15 protein-coding genes and 1 other annotated feature (1 of these 16 cut by a window edge) are annotated in these 17,049 nt (G+C 39.2%); of the genes, 13 read left to right on the top strand and 2 right to left on the bottom strand.

Features of this window, described 5'->3' with window-relative positions; translation table 11 throughout:
- Positions 1 to 207: a binding site (T-box leader), on the top strand (it extends 76 nt beyond the left edge of the window).
- A gap of 59 nt (positions 208 to 266) precedes the next feature.
- Entirely contained in the window at positions 267 to 1,865 is a 1,599-nt protein-coding gene (locus tag BVG16_RS25405; protein WP_078502002.1) for a 2-isopropylmalate synthase, read from the top strand.
- Positions 1,866 to 2,488: 623 nt separating this feature from the next.
- On the opposite strand, the gene BVG16_RS25395 is transcribed toward BVG16_RS25405, so the two are convergent.
- Positions 2,489 to 4,426 (bottom strand): ABC-F family ATP-binding cassette domain-containing protein, encoded by a 1,938-nt coding sequence (locus BVG16_RS25395; RefSeq protein ID WP_078502000.1) that lies wholly within the window; start codon positions 4,424 to 4,426, stop codon positions 2,489 to 2,491.
- Positions 4,427 to 4,571: 145 nt separating this feature from the next.
- Between BVG16_RS25395 and BVG16_RS25390 the strand changes: the two genes are divergently transcribed.
- The 12 genes from BVG16_RS25390 to BVG16_RS34080 all read left to right on the top strand — a co-directional run bounded on the left by BVG16_RS25390 (position 4,572) and on the right by BVG16_RS34080 (position 15,641).
- Positions 4,572 to 5,195, top strand: a complete 624-nt coding sequence (locus BVG16_RS25390; protein ID WP_078501999.1) for a 5-formyltetrahydrofolate cyclo-ligase — start codon at positions 4,572 to 4,574, stop codon at positions 5,193 to 5,195.
- A 108-nt stretch (positions 5,196 to 5,303) separates the two neighbouring features.
- Entirely contained in the window at positions 5,304 to 5,798 is a 495-nt protein-coding gene (locus tag BVG16_RS25385; RefSeq protein WP_078501998.1) for a MogA/MoaB family molybdenum cofactor biosynthesis protein, read from the top strand.
- Complete coding sequence (locus BVG16_RS25380; protein ID WP_078501997.1) at positions 5,791 to 6,822, top strand: molybdopterin-binding protein; 1,032 nt, start codon at positions 5,791 to 5,793, stop codon at positions 6,820 to 6,822. Before BVG16_RS25385 ends, BVG16_RS25380 begins: the two co-directional genes overlap by 8 nt.
- Positions 6,823 to 6,870: 48 nt before the next feature.
- On the top strand, positions 6,871 to 7,134 hold the full coding sequence (locus tag BVG16_RS25375; protein ID WP_078501996.1) for a twin-arginine translocase TatA/TatE family subunit: 264 nt from the start codon (positions 6,871 to 6,873) through the stop codon (positions 7,132 to 7,134).
- Between the two features lie 19 nt (positions 7,135 to 7,153).
- The gene (gene tatC, locus BVG16_RS25370) at positions 7,154 to 7,939 is read left to right on the top strand and encodes a twin-arginine translocase subunit TatC (RefSeq protein WP_078501995.1); all 786 of its coding nucleotides are present in this window, start codon (positions 7,154 to 7,156) and stop codon (positions 7,937 to 7,939) included.
- 245 nt (positions 7,940 to 8,184) lie between these two features.
- Positions 8,185 to 8,466: a co-chaperone GroES gene (gene groES, locus BVG16_RS25365; protein WP_078501994.1), complete on the top strand. Its 282-nt coding sequence runs from the start codon at positions 8,185 to 8,187 to the stop codon at positions 8,464 to 8,466.
- A gap of 51 nt (positions 8,467 to 8,517) precedes the next feature.
- The gene (groL, locus tag BVG16_RS25360) at positions 8,518 to 10,146 is read left to right on the top strand and encodes a chaperonin GroEL (protein WP_078501993.1); all 1,629 of its coding nucleotides are present in this window, start codon (positions 8,518 to 8,520) and stop codon (positions 10,144 to 10,146) included.
- 317 nt (positions 10,147 to 10,463) lie between these two features.
- On the top strand, positions 10,464 to 10,703 hold the full coding sequence (locus tag BVG16_RS33480) for a hypothetical protein (protein WP_233147168.1): 240 nt from the start codon (positions 10,464 to 10,466) through the stop codon (positions 10,701 to 10,703).
- Positions 10,704 to 11,221: 518 nt separating this feature from the next.
- Positions 11,222 to 12,538 carry a radical SAM/SPASM domain-containing protein gene (locus BVG16_RS25350; RefSeq protein ID WP_078501992.1) on the top strand — a complete coding sequence of 439 codons (1,317 nt, stop codon included), beginning with the start codon at positions 11,222 to 11,224 and terminating at the stop codon, positions 12,536 to 12,538.
- Positions 12,539 to 12,769: 231 nt separating this feature from the next.
- Positions 12,770 to 12,919 carry a hypothetical protein gene (locus BVG16_RS32940; RefSeq protein WP_158081789.1) on the top strand — a complete coding sequence of 50 codons (150 nt, stop codon included), beginning with the start codon at positions 12,770 to 12,772 and terminating at the stop codon, positions 12,917 to 12,919.
- 122 nt (positions 12,920 to 13,041) lie between these two features.
- On the top strand, positions 13,042 to 14,742 hold the full coding sequence (locus tag BVG16_RS25345; protein ID WP_078501991.1) for an ATP-binding cassette domain-containing protein: 1,701 nt from the start codon (positions 13,042 to 13,044) through the stop codon (positions 14,740 to 14,742).
- Between the two features lie 227 nt (positions 14,743 to 14,969).
- Positions 14,970 to 15,641, top strand: a complete 672-nt coding sequence (locus BVG16_RS34080; protein ID WP_408635385.1) for a CPBP family intramembrane glutamic endopeptidase — start codon at positions 14,970 to 14,972, stop codon at positions 15,639 to 15,641.
- A gap of 209 nt (positions 15,642 to 15,850) precedes the next feature.
- Here BVG16_RS34080 and BVG16_RS25335 read toward each other — a convergent pair whose 3' ends face one another.
- The gene (locus BVG16_RS25335) at positions 15,851 to 16,777 is read right to left on the bottom strand and encodes a hypothetical protein (protein WP_144027488.1); all 927 of its coding nucleotides are present in this window, start codon (positions 16,775 to 16,777) and stop codon (positions 15,851 to 15,853) included.
- Positions 16,778 to 17,049: the final 272 nt, after the last annotated feature.

The raw sequence follows: 17,049 nt of genomic DNA, 5'->3' as shown, positions 1-17,049 counted from the left end.
CGTGAGCCTGAACTCGTCCGGGAGCGGAACGGTGGAAGAAGCTGTATCTACAAGCTATAGAACAGCATTCATTACACGGTTACGATTCATCCTCGTGAACGGATGTGCTGGAAGTCGTTATTTTGGCGGCAACAGCATGGAGTGGGTAGGGTTGACGCCTTGCCAACGAGAGTGGTACCGCGACGGTTTAGGCCTGTCGTCTCTTGATTAGAGATGGCAGGCTTTTTTTGTATCCACAATTTCAAAATATAAGGAGAATGATGATAATGATCCACATCCCAAATAACAATACAAATGCTTTTCGGGGAATCCACATTTTTGATACGACGCTAAGAGATGGCGAGCAAGCACCTGGTGCGACATTAACGCTGGAACAGAAAATGGTGCTTGCCAATCAATTGGTGAAACTAGGCGTAGACGTGATTGAACCTGGCTTTCCGATTTCGAGCCCTGGTGAATTTACAGCCGTGAAGCAAATTTCACAGCAGTTCCAAGAAGTTGAGATTTGTGGTTTTGCTCGTGCAGTCTTTGGTGACATTGATGCAGCCATTCGTGCTACGCAGGATGCGGCGCGTCGACGTATCCATGTCTTCTTGTCCTCTTCAGATATTCACTTACAATATCAACTACGCAAGACACGTGCAGAAGTCATTCAGATGACTCGTGAGGTCGTCGCGTACGCGAAGCAATTTGTGGATCGTATCGAATTCACGTGTATGGATGCCACACGAAGCGATATGGATTTCTTGATTGAGATGGTGGAGACAGCCATTGGCGAAGGGGCATCCATTATTAACTTGCCGGATACGGTAGGATACGCTCTTCCAGAGGAATACGGCAACATGTTCCGTCGGGTTCGTGAAGGTGCTAGAGGCGGAGATACGGTGGAGTACAGCGCACATTGCCATAACGACCTTGGCTTGGCTGTGGCGAATAGTTTGGCTGCCATTCAAGCAGGCGCGTCGCAGATTGAAGTGACGGTGAATGGTGTTGGCGAACGGACGGGGAACTGTTCCTTGGAGGAATTGGTCATGGCGATCGAGACGCGTAAATCGGCATTGTCTGCAAGTACAAATATTCAACCCGCACATATCTATGAGACATCCAAAATGGTAAGTCGTGCGATGCATTTCCCGATTGCCTATAACAAGCCTGTCGTCGGACGTAATGCATTCCAGCATGAATCAGGAATCCACCAAGACGGATTGCTGAAGAATCGCAGCACGTACGAAATCATGAATCCGGAGCAATTGGGGATCCCGCGCAGCATGATTATTCTAGGCAAACATTCTGGTCGCCACGCACTGAAGCACCGGATTGCCCAATTTGGTATCACGCTGCAAGATCAAGAGCTGGAGACGGTATACCACGCCTTTAAAGAAGTGGCAGATGCACAGAAAATTGTCACGGATGATCAATTGCTTCGCATCGTGGGTCAGTCCGTCCGTCAAGGTCAGCCGCTTGAGGCATATACGTTAGTTGATCTGCAGGTGGTAGCAGGAACGCAACGGGCGCATATGGCATCTGTTACGATTCGCGATGAACATCAAGGCACAGAGCAGTCCTATTCCGGCATTGGCACAGGGCCGTTGGATGCGGTCATCCATTGTATCCAGCAAGCGATCCCTGTTGCGGCACAATTCGATGATTTGGAAATCCATTCGCTCTCCTCAGGTGAAGGGGCTCATGGTGAAGCGATCGTGACCATCATTCATAATGAGGAAAGCTACCGAGGTACTTCCATGCATCAGGATATTCTGTTAGCCTCCGCACAAGCTTATATTTCAGCTTGCAATCAAGCGGTTTATGAAATGCATCCTGGTATGGATCAAGAGGAGGAGACAGCCGCAGCTCGTGAAGAGTAGGGTACAATGATGATCATGACCTTCAATAGGTGAAATACCAACGACAACGGTCTAGAACTCGAGTCACAGGTTCGTCATCGTCATTCAATGCATCTTGGCATGCGAGTATTATGAAGAATTCCTTGGAATTGAGAATGGGTTCAAGAGCTGAAAGTGGGAAAAGTCGAATCGTAGGATTCGACTTTTTTTGACTTACATAAGAAAGTATTAGCTTTCGGCGTTCGAAAACGACTTTCTTATTAGCGATAAGACCTATACCCAATCGCGGTCGCTCATCTTTGAAAGGCCTCGATAGAGGTTTTCTCATGTACAGACAGGGGTTAAAGTTAGAATTAGTAGTTACTCCTATGACCTTGTGGACAAAGTTATCCACATATTAGATCAAAACTGTGAATAAGTGATTCAATACGACGGCGCCCAGTGGTGCGAGATTTTTGCAAATGGGGGATAGCTTTTTCACCTTTTTCATGTTGATATTGTGGATAATGTGGACAAAAAAGTGAATAATTCTGGAAATAGGCCTTTTAAACCCGATAAATCAATAAAAAATGCGGCCAATTAGGCCGCAAGGTGGATAAAGTTATTCACTTTTTCTGTGGATAATGCTGTGCACAACTCGATTTCTAAGCCATGGTCTCTTCCCAATGCTCATAAGTTAGGGTTAAACGGGCTTTTTTCTCGTCAATTTTCGCTTGTGTTTCCTGTACAACCACATAATCTTGATAAACTTCAGGAAGCGTTAATTGGTGCTCAAGTTCCGTGATTTCCTCTTCGAGCTGCGCGATTTCCGCCTCAAGCTGTTCTTGACGACGTTGTCTGCTGCGTTCTTCGCGTTTTGCTTGCTTATTATCTTCGAAGGATGATGCACTTGTTGTCTTATCTGTCGCAGTATTGGCAGCACTATCTTTGCTTGCGATTAATAAAGCTTCTGCTTGCATCTCGGCAAGTTCTTGTTTCTTTTCGACATAGTCATCGTAATTTCCTAGGAAATGTTGCGTTCCTGTGGGCGACAGTTCGACGATACGCTCTGCCATTTTATTAAGGAAGTATCGGTCATGTGAGATGAATAGCAATGTGCCGTCATAGTCCATTAAGGCCGATTCGAGGACTTCTTTACTAAAGAGGTCCAAATGGTTCGTAGGCTCATCCAGGATGAGCACGTTGGCTTTCTTCAACATGAGCTTCGCCAAAGAGACTCGCGCTTTCTCCCCGCCGCTTAGCGCCATGACTTTTTTCAATACGTCTTCGCCACTGAACAGGAAATTTCCGAGCACCGTACGGATGCGAGCCTCTTCTAGGTGTGAATAGTTCGACCAGAGCTCCTCGAGTACCGTGTTATTCGGGTTTAATCCTGTCTGCTCCTGATCGTAATACCCGATCTTCACATTCGTTCCCCAGAAGATGGATCCGTTCGTAGGTTCTAATTGACCCACCAGAGCTTTCAATAAGGTGGACTTGCCAATCCCGTTCGGACCGATCAGTGCGACCGTCTCACCCCGGCGCATATCAAGCGAGACATGCTGGAATAAGCTGCCTTTATTCGGGTACGACATGGAAAGGTCATTCACCTGAAGGACTTCTTTTCCTGTCGTCTGTTCCACCTCGAAGGTGAAGGATGCCTTCTTCAAATCGCCTAACGGCTTATCGAGTCGTTCTATTTTCTCTAGGGCTTTGCGTCGGCTCTGTGCCCGTTTGGTCGTGGTCGCACGAACAATGTTTTTCTGAATGAAATCTTCCATCTTCGCAATTTCATTCTGTTGACGTTCATAATGTTTACTCTGAATTTCATAGTCGGCTGCTTTGAGCTCGATGTATTTGCTATAGTTGCCTGTGAATCGCTTCGATTGATGACGCTCAATTTCGACAATGGTCGTGACCAGGGCATCCAAGAAGTAACGGTCATGAGATACCACCACGATGGCGCCGGAATAACCGCGTAAATAATCTTCTAGCCAGGTTAACGTCTCAATATCCAGATAGTTCGTCGGCTCATCCAACATGAGGACATCTGGCGCTTGGAGCAGAATACGAGCAAGGGCAAGGCGTGTTTTCTGTCCGCCGCTTAGTGTGCGAATGGGGGTGTCAAAAGAGAAGCTTCCAAACCCCATGCCATGCAAAATGGAACGGATGCGTGTCTCCATCTCATAGCCGCCTTGTTCACGGAACCAATCCGAACGCGTGGAGTAACGGTTTAACGTATCCGCGTATTTTTTCTCATCGGCCATGAGTGCCGGATCGGCAATTTGTTCTTCTAAGGAACGAAGCTCCTTCTCCGTCTCTATTAAATGAGCGAAGACATGCAGCATCTCGTCCCAGATGGAACGTTCCGATTGCAGTCCGCTGTTCTGGGCAAGATATCCGATGCGCGTTTCTTTTGCTTTGAAAATTTGACCTTGATCTGCCCGGATTTCACCAGCAATAATTTTGAGAAGGGTTGATTTACCCGCGCCGTTCACACCGACTAGACCGATGCGTTCCCGTTCATTGACCAATAGGTTAATATTAGAAAGAATATTAGTTACACCATAATTTTTAGATATTCCTGAAGCTTGAAGCAGCATTTCGATATACCTCCAACACATGTTCACGTTTTCAATACTTCATATTGTACATGAAATTTGGGGAAAGTGCGACGAAATGGAAGGAAAACGCTGAAAACTAGCGAAAGTAAATGAAGAATGGTAAACTAAGGGTGTGATTTGTAAGATGGGAACAAAACATGACATTCGCAAACGTATGGAGCATCTTCGCAAGACACTACTTCCAAGCGAACACAAAGCCAAATCGGAACGAATATGTCGCACGACGGCTCAGCTATTCAGCCATAGCAATCAGGATCATCATGGACCCTGTAAAGTGTTCATTTATCTCCCGTTTCGAACGGAAATCGATTTGATGCCACTGATACATTTCTGCTGGGATCGAAAATATGAAGTCTACGCACCTCGTGTAGACAAGAGTACACAACAACTGGAGCTTTATCGCATTCGAAGCGAGGCTGATCTGGAGATCGGAACCTGGGGAATACGTGAGCCTAAGTTAACTTTACCGCTTTTTCCGGTAGAATCATGGTGTAATTTGGATTGGATTCTTGTTCCTGGACTTGCATTTGATGAAGGTGGGGGGAGAATGGGCTATGGCGGCGGGTACTATGATCGATTCATGGAGCGGATGGCACAACAGGCTTCAGAGAATGGAGAGCGCCAACCCCGACGTGTCGCACTAGCGTTTGAGTTCCAATTATTAGATACGGTGCCCATGGAAGACCATGATTTTCGTGTTGACTATATCATTACAGAAGAACAGACATTTTATATAGATCATAAATGAACCTAAGTCACCAGGAAGATGCACTTATTATAGAAGCAACTGTAAGGGCAACTGGGAAGACAAGTGTAAGATATATAGCTTAATAACCATGTGAGGGAGGGGTACGGCATGATCTGGAGAGTAGGAATCCTAACCGCAAGTGATAAAGGCTCCAGAGGTGAACGCGAGGATACGAGCGCGCAAGTCATTCGAGAGCTCATCGAAGAAGAATTAGGTGGCGAAATTGTAGAGTACCGCATTGTCCCGGATGAGAAGGACGAGATTATGGCGGCGCTCATTGAAATGGTGGACTATTTCCAAACTCATCTTATTATTACGACAGGCGGGACTGGGCTTGCGGAACGGGACGTGACGCCGGAAGCGACTTTGAAGATCATTGATCGCGAGGTTCCTGGCATGGCAGAAGCGATGCGAGCGGCATCCATGCTGAAGACGAGACGTGCCATGCTATCACGCGGCGTATGCGGTATTCGCGGGAAAACGTTGATTATGAATTTACCAGGCAGCCCAAAGGGTGTCCATGAGAATTTAGATGCTGTGATGGATCAATTGCCGCATGCACTCAATATTATTACGGGGCGCTTCAAGGATCACAATGACTAAGCACGGGCTGACCTCAACCTTACGTGAAGTTCCTGTCGAAGAGGCGATCGGGATGGTGCTAGCGCATGATTTGACGCAGATCATCCCGGGGCAGTTCAAAGGCCGGCTGTTTCGTAAAGGTCACCGAATCACGCACGAAGACATTCCGAAGCTATTAGATATCGGGAAGGCACATATCTATGCCATTGAACTGGCTGAGGATGAGATCCATGAGGACGATGCGGCATTACGTATGGCACGGGCGCTTCAAGGTGACAACACGGTGCTCACGGATCCTTATGAAGGAAAAGTGTCGATTAAATCCCAGATTCATGGGTTAGCTCAAATACATAAACCGACGGTAGATGCCATCAATGGGCTGGGAGATATCGCATTAGCCACAATCAAGACGAACACCGTCGTACAACCCGGCCAATCGCTTGCGGCAACACGTGTCATTCCTTTAATTACGAAGCAATCCAAAATGGAAGAAGTCGAGCGTCTGAGTGCTGCGCTTCGTAATCCGAAATCGCAGGCAGATCAAGCCGTTATTCAAGTGCGTCCTTTCATCAAACACCGTGTAGGTCTCATTACGACAGGGAGCGAGGTCTTTCACGGGAGGATTCAAGATAAGTTCGGCCCCGTTGTTCGTGCGAAGGTGGAAGCCTTCGGATCGGAAATTGTCGAACAACGTTTTGTGACGGATGATTTGGTGAAAATTGTCACGGAAATTTCCTATTTGAGGCAACAAATGTGTGATATGATACTGCTAACAGGTGGGATGTCCGTGGATCCGGATGATCGAACTCCTGGAGCCATACGGCAAGCAGGCGCAGAGATTATACGCTACGGAACGCCTATGTTGCCAGGCTCCATGCTCTTAATGGGCTATTTAGAGGGCATCCCGATTTTAGGCTTGCCGGGCTGTGTCATGCATGATCCGTTCACATCATTTGATGTCCTGCTGCCGCGCATTTTGGCGGGAGATGTAATTGAAGAACAGGATATCATTGACATGGGATACGGTGGGTTAATCGGTTGTTAATGGAATAGGGACAGTAGCTTGAAGAAGTGAACAAGGGGAGTGTGTCAAGTGGGAGGCATCGGAGTTACAGGCTTTATTTTGCTTATTATTGTAGCGTTGTTGTTGTTCGGACCGAACAAGCTTCCGCAATTAGGTCGCGCTGTAGGCCGGACATTGCGTGAGTTCAAAGAAGGTGCGCGTGACATTATCTCGGATACGGATGATGAAGAGGACCGTAAGCCAGCGAAGCGTGAAGTTCGGAGTGTGGATAGTGCTCCAGCGTCAACGTCTGCAGATCCGCAGCAAGTGAATAACAAACGTTTACCTGACTAATGTTTAGCGTGGTGGTTGTATGACAGGGCAGCAAGTAGATGATATGACGGTATGGGAACATATCGGTGAGCTAAGAAAACGGATCTTCTATATCCTGATCGTATTAGTCCTTGGGATGATTCTTGGATTCATCGTGACGGATCCGATTTATAATTATTTGATTACGATTGCCCCTGTAAAAGACATGAGTTTTCATGCTTTCTCCATGTGGGACGCCATCGGCATATATATGAAATTTGCTTTTGTAATCGGACTGATCGTCGGATTGCCTTTTACGTTCTATCAGGTCTGGTTATTTGTTCGTCCGGGCCTTCGTGAAATTGAACGTAAAGGAACGGTGCAATACATTCCTTTTGTGCTTCTGCTTTTTTTAGCGGGAGTCGCTTTTTCTTATTATGTGGTGTTTCCGCTCGCCTTTAACTTTACGACGGATATGTCGAAGCATATGGGCCTTGTAGAAACCTACGGTGTTACGCAATATTTCTCGTTTTTGTTCAATATCATTATTCCGATATCCTTATTGTTTGAGCTGCCGATCGTGATTATGTTCTTGACGAAGATCCGTATTGTCAATCCGAAGAGACTTCGCAAAATGCGCAGGGTCGCTTATTTTGCTCTGATCTTCATTGGTGTGGTCATTACACCGCCGGATCTGATATCCGATTCGCTCGTGGCTATCCCGCTCATTTTATTATATGAGTTCAGCGTATGGATGTCCTCGATCGTCTACAGGAAACAGCTTGCACGAGAACAAGCATGGGAAGAGGAGTTTGAACAAGAAGACCTACAGAATCAAGACGCTTAACGTTGGACACGTTAGGCGTTTTTTGGTAAACTGGCATAATTTGCATTTCGATGGATAGAATGTCTAGGGTGTGTATAAAGATGGATTTCGAGAAAATTTGGTGTAAATTTGGCTAAAAGGACTTGAAATATTTCCGTAAAATAGGTATCATAAAACTTGTTATTAGCACTATCCTATGTCGAGTGCTAATACATTACACATAGCGTACAATGCATAACAACATATTTTAAAGGAGGCTATTTTTCATGATCAGACCTTTAGGTGAACGCGTATTAGTTGAAGCAATCGAGAAAGAAGAAACAACGGCATTCGGAATCGTACTGCCAGACTCCGCTAAGGACAAACCGCAAGAGGGTAAAGTAGTTGCTGTAGGCATCGGCGCATTGAAAGACGGCGTTCGTGTTCCTCTTGAAGTGAAAGAAGGAGACCGCATTATTTTCTCGAAATATGCTGGCACAGAAGTGAAGTTTGAAGGTAAAGAATATTTGATTATGAAAGAAAGCGATATCCACGCGATTATCGGCTAATTGAACCAACCAGCGTTATCATGAACAACAAATTAGGGAGGTTTTTTTACGATGGCAAAGGAAATTAAATTTAGCGAAGAAGCACGCCGTGCGATGCTTCGTGGTGTAGATACATTAGCAAACGCAGTAAAAGTAACATTAGGACCCAAAGGTCGCAACGTTGTCCTTGAGAAAAAATTCGGCAGCCCATTGATCACCAATGATGGTGTTACGATTGCCAAAGAAATCGAATTAGAAGATGCATTCGAGAACATGGGTGCACAATTGGTTAAAGAAGTAGCTACCAAAACAAACGATGTTGCCGGTGACGGTACAACAACAGCTACGGTTCTTGCACAAGCGATGATTCGCGAAGGCTTGAAAAACGTAACAGCGGGTGCAAACCCAATGGTTATCCGTAAAGGGATCGACAAAGCGGTTCGTGCTGCGGTTGAAGAATTGCAAAAAATTGCAAAACCAATCGAAGGCAAACAATCCATTGCACAAGTTGCGGCAATCTCTGCAGCGGACGATGAAGTGGGCGAATTGATCGCTGAAGCTATGGAAAAAGTAGGCAAAGACGGCGTTATCACGGTTGAAGAATCCAAAGGCTTCTTAACAGAGCTTGAAGTGGTTGAAGGTATGCAATTTGACCGTGGATACACTTCCCCGTACATGATTACAGATACAGACAAAATGGAAGCTGTGCTTGAGAATGCCTACATTTTGATCACAGACAAAAAAATCTCCAACATCCAAGAAATCTTGCCAGTACTTGAGAAAGTCGTTCAAGCCGGCAAACAACTTCTAATCATCGCTGAAGATGTTGAAGGTGAAGCACAAGCTACATTGATCATGAACAAGCTTCGTGGAACATTTACTTGCGTATCGGTTAAAGCTCCTGGCTTTGGCGACCGTCGTAAAGCAATGCTTCAGGATATCGCTGCATTGACTGGCGGTCAAGTGATTACAGAAGAATTGGGTCTTGATTTGAAAACTACTACGATCCAACAATTGGGTACTGCACGTCAAATCCGTGTAACCAAAGACAACACAATCATCGTTGATGGTAATGGTGAAAAATCAGATATCGAAGCTCGTGTGAACCAAATCCGTACACAATTGGATGAAACAACTTCCGAATTCGATAAAGAAAAATTGCAAGAGCGTCTAGCTAAATTGGCTGGCGGCGTAGCTGTTATCAAAGTTGGTGCAGCAACCGAAACAGAATTGAAAGAACGCAAATTGCGCATCGAAGACGCATTGAACGCGACTCGTGCAGCGGTTGAAGAAGGTATCGTTGCAGGTGGTGGTACAGCGCTTGTAAGTGTGTACAACGCAGTTGCAGCTGTAGCAGCAAGTGGCGATGAGAAAACAGGCGTGAACATCATCTTGCGCGCATTGGAAGAGCCAGTTCGCACAATCGCAGCGAATGCAGGTCAAGAAGGATCTGTTATCGTTGAGCGTTTGAAAAAAGAAGCGGTAGGCATCGGTTATAACGCAGCTACTGGCGAATGGGTAAACATGATCGAGACAGGTATCGTTGACCCAGCGAAAGTAACACGTTATGCATTGCAAAACGCAGCATCTGTAGCAGCTATGTTCTTGACTACAGAAGCGGTTATCGCTGACAAACCAGAACCGAACAAACCAGCTATGCCTGATATGGGCGGCATGGGTGGAATGGGCGGCATGATGTAGGACTGACAAGGCTTCCCAGCCTTTCTGTTCTAAAACGTCTGACCAAATTGCTCCTTAAATTGAGGTTATTCTGACCCTGATTTAAGAAGCAGTCACAGTTATAAATAATAAATCAAGCAATGACCACTTCTTAATAATTTTATTAGGGAGTGGTTTTTTGTGTTGTTAAAGTTTGCATTTAAGGATTTTCTAGATGACCGAAAGTTTAAGAATACGACTAAGGTGAACATTAGAAATTACCAAACATTACTCGGTGAGTTTATCAATTACTGTGTTGGCAGGGAGTAGTCAATGTAGAGAATATAACACAAAGGCATGTGAAAAGTTATTTGATTCATTGCCAGGACAAAGAGAATAAAGCAGGTAGCGTAAAAACAAAGCTAATGAGGATGAGAGCCTTCTTTAACTACATGGTGGAGTGTGAGGTAATAAAGAGTAGTCCAGCTAAGAAAGTTAGGTTATTGAAAGATGATGTGAAGGTTGAAGTATTTAGTGATGAGCAAATCAATCAGATGTTAAATTTCTATCGCAGAATTAAACGTAGAGAGAAGAGTTAGTTTGCTTATTCCTTCAGCATGAAATTCATTGGTAATAATTCTCTAGTGATGCAATAAATCAGAACAAGAATATATTCGATGCGTTAAGGGCTTCCTCCAAGGGCTGGATCGATGCTACTAAGTTTAGACGGTATATTTAAAAAATGACTTCCTACTGGATGTTTTAATGACATAATGTTTAATCCGTCTATTATATCAAGTTTCGATCTTTCTTTTTTCATATCAAAACTATTGTTCACATCCACTACCTTCGACTATCCCAATTCTTTATTTACTAGAATCTAACAATTAATTCCGTAAGTGTGATATTTGTCACTGATTTTAATGACGAAAAAAGTAAAAATACAGTTAATTCCAAATAATTGATTATATATGGGAAATAATCAATTTTGTGTAGTTAATTGTATTTGTTTGTATTTATAAATATATATTTCTTTTTTTGATATTATTTATTATTTTTGCATTCACTTTTAAGTAAGAGAATGTTTGAAAATATAATAATTTAGGGAGGATTTTGAATGTATAAAGTATCAAAATTTAATTTATGCTTTGAACAGGAGGGAAAAAACTTTCTATATAATAGCCACACAGGTTGTTTTGTTATTTTAGATGAAGATTATCAAAGAAGTTTGGAGAGTATTCGTGAAACAAAAAGCCATCAGGTTCCTGAATTACATATTCAAAAGTTAAAAGAAGCTGGGTTTATCGTTGATCAAAAAACAGATGAATATAAAATCTATAAATATATGACTAACCAATCTAAATATTCAAATGAATATTTAGGACTAACTATCGCTACAACGTTGCAATGCAATTTTAGATGTCCTTACTGCTATGAAGAACATGTTGATTCTTATTTTGATGAAAAAAAAGAAGAGGATCTACTAAATTTTATTATAAATAATCTGGAAGGAAGGAAACACCTATCAATTACTTGGTATGGTGGAGAGCCTCTTTTGCAAAAAGATATGATTGATAGAGTTTCAACAAAAATAAATAAAGTGTGTGATGAAAGAAATATTGATTATAGTGCTTCAATGGTTAGTAATGGATACCTACTAACAAGAAATGTTGCAGAAACACTAGTGAATAACAATAAGGTAAGTTTTGTTCAAATAACATTGGATGGCGGTCCTGAAACTCATAATTTAACAAGAATATTAAGGAATGGGAATGGATCTTTTGATAAAATCTTAGAAAATATAAAGCAAATTTGTGACATAATTAATGTCGGAATCAGAGTTAATGTATCACAGAATAATGTCAAAGATGTGTACGGAATATTCCCAATATTAATGGCAAATGGATTGAATAATAAAGTTAGTATTTATTTTTCGCCGGTTACTGCTCATGAAGGAGCATGCCAGTCTGTGTCTGAATCGTGTATGCTGACTGAACAATTTGCAAAATGGGAGTCTGAATTAATAGATTATGCTGATAGTTTAGGATTTAACATGGGTAAATTATATCCTACTAATTTAGGAGGAAGTGTTTGTACTGCAGTAACGAATAATACATTCGTTATTGATTCAGAGGGAGATCTTTATAAATGTTGGAATGAAGTGGGTAAAGCAAATTTGAAGGTAGGAACCTTAGTTGATGGAATAATTAATAAAGAAAGATATGTTAAATGGGTTGAATGGGATTTTCCAGATAAATGTTTGAATTGTTCAATATTCCCATTATGCAAAGGTAGATGTCCTGAAATGAGTTTAGAAGGAGAAAGTTTTGAATGTAATCAGTTGAAATACAACATTATTGATCGATTAATACGATATTTTAATATTCATTCTCTTTCTCAGCAGCAAGTTAATAAAGTATTTATAGATGTATAATTATTATTTTTGATTGGAGGTGAGAATATGAATATTATCGTTAAGCCTTATGGGAATGACCAAGGTACCGGTGGTGTTGGTGGAGATTGCAAAGGGTATTGTGGAGTTAAAATTGATATATGCAACATTAGGGGTGGCGACTGTTATAGTTATTCTCCATGTTTTATCAAGTGGTAACACAATTTTGTGAATCACCAATGCATAGACATTATTTCGAAAGGAGGTGAAAATATGGATATTATCGTTAAGCCTTATGGGAATGACGCAGGCACCGGTGGTGTTGGTGGAGATTGCAAAGGATATTGTGCGGTTAAAGTTGATGTATGTAACACCAAAGGTGCAGATTGTGGAACTCGAGTTTCATGTCTTATAAGATTTTAAGATTCGCGTTTATGGGTTATAAATCATAACCCATAAACGCAAATATATTTTACTATAAAAGCACCTCGGTTAGGTAGAAAAGAATATTACTTTATTTTAAATGTTTTTTAATAGTGATATTAATGGAAAGCGATAATTGTCAAAATTCCGGAGTGAAATACATGAAAAAAAGGCCCATTTCCTATTTTTTTTCTCAAGTGAGATCTAAAAAATTTATTATATCGATAATAGCCTTAATTATACTAAATATATTTACTTCTTATTTTTCATTAATACCTGTGTACTTGATCCAAATAATATTTGATAAAATTATTAGTAATTTTGATTTTAACCAATTATTTAGAATTATTGTACTTTTGATTCTGTTTTTCTTGTTATATGGAATACTAAATATAATTACTACACTATTTTATGTGAAAATACTTAATTCATCTAGTTTAATTTTTCGAAAAAAATTTCTCTCGTCATATCTGTCCAAAGACTATAATTCCCTTTCAAAATACTCGGAAGGTGATATTATATACCGTGGAAATAGTGATATACAGCATATAAATCAAATTTCTTTAGAACTCCTTATAAAAACATTTACTCAGTTTACTTTTATAATTGGTCTTCTGATATTAATGTTTAAGAGCAGCATTATTTTGAGTGCTTGTGTATTATTAATGATGTTGATTGAATACTTCTATAACTATTTTTGTGCAAATCGTTTGAAATCTAAATTAGATATTCTTAAGATTTCTGATTCAAATTTATTAGAAATATATAAGCAAATAATTAATCGATATATATATATAAGATTAAATAGATTGCAGGAGAAAGAAATTGTTCGTTTTACAGATGTTTTATCTGAATGTTTAAAAAATACCGAAAGATATTATTTTAGCCAGTCGATCATTTCGGCTGTTACTAATATTATTTCTGGATCAAGGCAAATGCTAGTTCTCGCAATAGGAGCTTATTTAATTTATCAAGGCCAATTATCAATTGGTGTTCTTATTGCTTTCAATCAATTGGTAAATTCGCTAGCCTCTCCGATGCAATTCTTTAGCAGTTGGATTCATCACTATAAAGACTTATTATCTTCTCATGAAAGAATAGAGGAGATAATGAAAACTGTTATTCATGATCAGTATAACTTGATCGAGGAATCTAATGAAAAACTTGCTTGCAAAGAGGTAAATCTTATTATTAATGATGTACAATTAATGAGGAATATTAATTTCACATTATATTCTAAAGAAAAAGTGGCCTTAGTAGGGGAAAGCGGTTCAGGAAAATCTACTTTTTGTAAACTTATAGCTGGATTATACCTTTATGATGGCGAAATTATTTTATCGCATAATAAAAACAAAGATAAGCCTACGATTGGATTTATGTTAGATGAGAGCACTGTTTTTAGGGGGAGCTTGTGGGATAATATTACATATGGGCTTGTGGAAGAACAGAAAGATATCAACGTTATAAAAAAAATACTGGACAAACTTTGTTTAGAATACCTTTATATTCAAAATGACGGTCTAAACTTAATTATTGATAAAAATGTACTCTCTAAGGGAGAGAAACAAAGGCTCGAACTTGCAAGAATCATGCTTCTAAAGCCCGATCTGATTATTTTAGATGAGCCAACCTCAGGATTAGATGAACTTACGGAAAAAATAGTATGGGGAAACTTTCGAGTGGAGTGTGCAGAATCTACTATTCTTTACACTACACATAAAAGAGGGATTATTTACAGTAACGATCGAATATTACAAATGAATAGAGGAACTATTAGTGAATATCCATTAGTAGATATTAATGAACTAGAATTTCAAAGGTAGCTTAGGTTAATCGATAACAACTAATAAAATTGAAACCTTTATATTAGCTGGTTATAATCGAGTCTAACATTGTATCGGAAACCCATAATTTCAAGAGACCCACGATTTTAACGACTGAAGCAGTGAAACTCGGAAAGTAAATATCGAAGGTGGCTTGATAAGTGAGAGTTTTTAAGAATATTTTTAGTATACCATTACAGGAAAAAGATGTTGGAAGATACAATAAAATGGATGGGCTAATTTCTCTTGCATTTTATGTATATTATATAGTGTTTCTTTATTTATATGGTTTACTCATATTTCAGACAAGCATTATGAAGGAAATGTCTAAATTTTTTTCTAATCCGTATGTATTTGTTTTCAGTGTTCATTTATTTGTGTCAATAATTTCCGTATTACCAATTTTTTTCGTTTTACATATTCGTAAGCAGACGCTAGTCTCAATAGGCTTTAGGTTTAAGAAAGTCTTGTTTTCAATATGTCTTGGCATTATTGGTGCAATAATTTTAACATGGTCTGAATTTTTGGCGTATTTTACTGATTTCGAATCTTATCCGCTTCATGGGAATGATCTCGTTTTTAGATTGTTTGATACTTTTATTTGTATAGCACTCGTAGAAGAAATCGCTTTTCGGGGGTATATCCAGACGAGAATTCTAGGGTTGATTCGAAACAAATATGTGGCGATTTTCGTTGTGGGTATAATGTTCTCACTGATGCATATACCGTTTCAAATGCTCCAAGCAGATATGTCTCTAATTGATCATATCATGGTGTATTATCCAAATTTAATTTTCCACGTAATCATGCATATTGTTTTTGTCTATCTCTATACGCGAAATTATGAACTTATTGCACCTACAATAACGCATGCACTAAGAAACTTACTATTAATATAGTTTAAGTTTAATGATGTTTTACGTATTATGTTTGTCATTAGTATACTCCTTTGTAGTATATGACTTAATAATTCTTTCATTAAAATATCATTTAATGAACTTGATTGATTTATATAATTTTTTTAAAAAATACAGGGGGGAGGTTTACATTTATTAGGCCGTTGTTTACCCAAAAATGCCCCCCAACTGTTTAGCTCACACACTCAACTTTATTTTTTAATATTGTTATACAATCTTTTTTCTTCATCAGTGAAATCTTTAGGTAATATTAAATCAGATTTTTTTGCTTCATAACCAAATACTGTTGTTATTGTTCTAGATTGAATTTCTTTTATGTTATTGCGAGGTAACATCTGTTTATCTACTGCTTCTTTATATGGAACATCAGATACTAAAAGAAAACCATCGAGATTATTATTCAGTATGAATTTATCTTTATAAATTGTGCCATCATTCATATGTATGTTTAAAATAAGTTTTGAGCTAGATATTAGTTTGAGTAATCTTAATAAAGGAAATAAGAAAAGGCTATATACCAAAGCAACTAAAAGTGATAGTGATACTATATATAAAATTTCACGTAGAGGTAAATAATATAATTGTCCCAGAGAAGTCGATGAGGTAATTTTATTATTATTAGCTATTGTAATTATTATTAAGTTTATTGAATTTCCATACATCATCGAAACAATAACAAAATATAGTAGTAGCAACAATAGCATAGGAATTACATAAAATAAGCTCCTGTTTTTATTATATCTCATTTCAAAGTAGATTTTTTTAAAGATAAATTCTCTTATTTTTTTTGAGAAAATAAGGATATTAAAAAAAAGAAGTAAAACTAACATTACTCCTAAAGACCACCATGAAATAAATACCTTTAAGAGAAAATTAGAGGAATCTTCTTTTAGATCTATGTTTGAGAATACTGTAAAATATATTGTTAAAAAAATGATTGTGAAGAAAAAGAGAAATATCTTATTAGATATTTTATTAATGTTATTACTAAATAGTATCTCCTCCTTAGAGTTTGTAATAATACTGAATGGGTTAATAATATTAGTGATTTTAATTGCCGCAAAGATTGCAACTCCAATACCACTAAAAATCCATTGAATGTCTTGATAGTTCATCATTTTCGCTCCAATATTTTTTTTAGTATTCTTAAAGGTTATCTCCCATTTATAATAAGATATTTATATGTAAAAAGAACAGTTTTATTTACAATCGAGATTTTTCAAAAAAAACTATTTACTTTTTATGTTTTGATTTTGATATATTAGCGATAAGAAAAGGAGGTGAGAAGATTTCAATGAAATTAAGCAAATCAAAATGAATAATAAAATAAAGAATGTTTATACATACTTTTTATAATGAACGTGTAATTTCCATATATATATGAAATTAT

The organism is Paenibacillus selenitireducens (assembly GCF_002021565.1).
GTDB classification, from domain to species: Bacteria; Bacillota; Bacilli; order Paenibacillales; family Paenibacillaceae; genus Paenibacillus_K; species Paenibacillus_K selenitireducens.
Note: the sequence above shows the minus strand (reverse complement) of the source record. Positions and strands in the feature narration are given on the sequence as shown.